Origin of the sequence: Kocuria sp., assembly GCF_030536815.1 — a bacterium.
In the GTDB taxonomy this organism is placed as follows: domain Bacteria; phylum Actinomycetota; class Actinomycetes; order Actinomycetales; family Micrococcaceae; genus Kocuria; species Kocuria gwangalliensis.
On sequence record NZ_JAUNPE010000349.1, the window covers coordinates 1 to 1504 of the forward strand.

Annotated in this window: 2 protein-coding genes; one reads left to right on the forward strand and one right to left on the reverse strand. The window is 65.0% G+C overall.

Features of this window, described 5'->3' with window-relative positions; all coding sequences use genetic code 11:
• Window positions 1-675, reverse strand: a 675-nt coding sequence (trmB, locus tag Q4E95_RS13865) for a tRNA (guanosine(46)-N7)-methyltransferase TrmB (protein WP_303383849.1), incomplete at its 3' end; no start/stop codon positions are given.
• A gap of 158 nt (window positions 676-833) precedes the next feature.
• Here trmB and Q4E95_RS13870 point away from each other — a divergent pair.
• Window positions 834-1504, forward strand: a 671-nt coding sequence (locus tag Q4E95_RS13870) for an MFS transporter (RefSeq protein WP_303383850.1), incomplete at its 3' end; no start/stop codon positions are given.

Genomic DNA, 1504 nt, shown 5'->3' on the forward strand with positions numbered 1-1504 from the left:
GGTGGCGGCGGGACCGGGGTTCACGTTCTCGAAGTCGGCGGACGCGCCGTCGAGGACTTCACGCATGACCACTGCATATTCCTGCCAGTCGGTGGCCAGCCGCCACAATCCACCCTGTTCCAGTACGCGGGCCGCCAACCCGGCGAAGCGCGGGGACACCAGGCGTCGCTTATGATGACGCGTCTTGTGCCAGGGATCCGGGAAGAACACCCACAGCTCATGCACCGAACCGGGCTCCAGCATGGACTCCAGTACTTCGGGAGCGTTGGCCTGGGCAACCCGAACATTGGTCACACCCGCCTGCGATGCCTTCATCAGCAGGTCCGCGATACCCGGCTTGTAAACTTCCACGGCCAAGTGGTCCAGCTCGGGGTGCGCGAGCGCATGATTGACTATTGCCTCACCCAGACCCGAGCCGATCTCGACCACCAGCGGTGCCTTGCGGCCGAACAGCGTCTCGTGGTCCAGCCGGAAGGACGGATCCACGGAGGTGTCCGTCATGACGCGGGGGATGTTCAGAACCCACTGAGAGGCGTACTCGTCCCACGCCTTTTGGCGCTTGGGGGAGAGACGATCTCCGCGGCGCACGAACGAGTACGGCTGCTTGTGGAAGACCGGGCGCTCGCCGGAGGTCTGTGAATCGGGGTTCTGGGCGGAATCATTGCTGGAGTTCATCGTTGAACATCCTAGGTCCCCGAGCGACATATTGATTCACGGGGAACGAGGAAGGCCCTAGCATTGAGTGGCCCGCAGCCGCTTCGGTGGGCCCAGGATCGAGCCGGGCACCACACGGACACACAGAGCGGGACACCACCCAGAGGAGCAGGACACCCATGAGCCAGAGTTCCGCCGAGTCCCACCCGTTCCGGAGCCGTTTGGGTCTGAGTCCGCGGTTGGATCGTGTGCTGTTGATCGGTGCGCTGGGCATCCTCTCCGCGGTCAGCCCCATGGCCACGGACGTGTACCTCGCGTCCATGCCGGACATGAGTGAGTACTTCGGTACCACGGCGTCGCTGGTCCAACTCACCCTCACCACCTACATGATCGGCATTGCGCTGGGGCAGTTCGTGCTGGGCCCGCTGTCCGATGTGCTCGGTCGACACAAGCTCATGGTCGCCGGCAACGCGTTGTTCGTGGTGGCTTCGCTGGGCATCGTGTTTGCGCCCACCATTGAAGTGGTGCTGGCCCTGCGCGCGATCCAGGGTGTCGCCGGTGCCGCCGGAGTGGTGATCGCCCGCGCCATGGTCTCGGACATGACGACCGGCCGCACCGCCGCGCAGCTCTACTCCATCCTGGCCCTGATCACCTCGCTCGCGCCCGTGGTCGCCCCGCTGCTGGGTGGGGTGATCGCCACGGTCGCGCAGTGGCAAACCGTGTTCTGGGTGCTGACGGGTTTCGGGTTGTTGATGCTCGCGTGCTCGGTGTTGGTGATCCCCGAAACACTCCCCAAGGCCATGCGCTCGCAGGGCGGCATGGGCCGGATCGTGCGCAACGCGGTCACGGT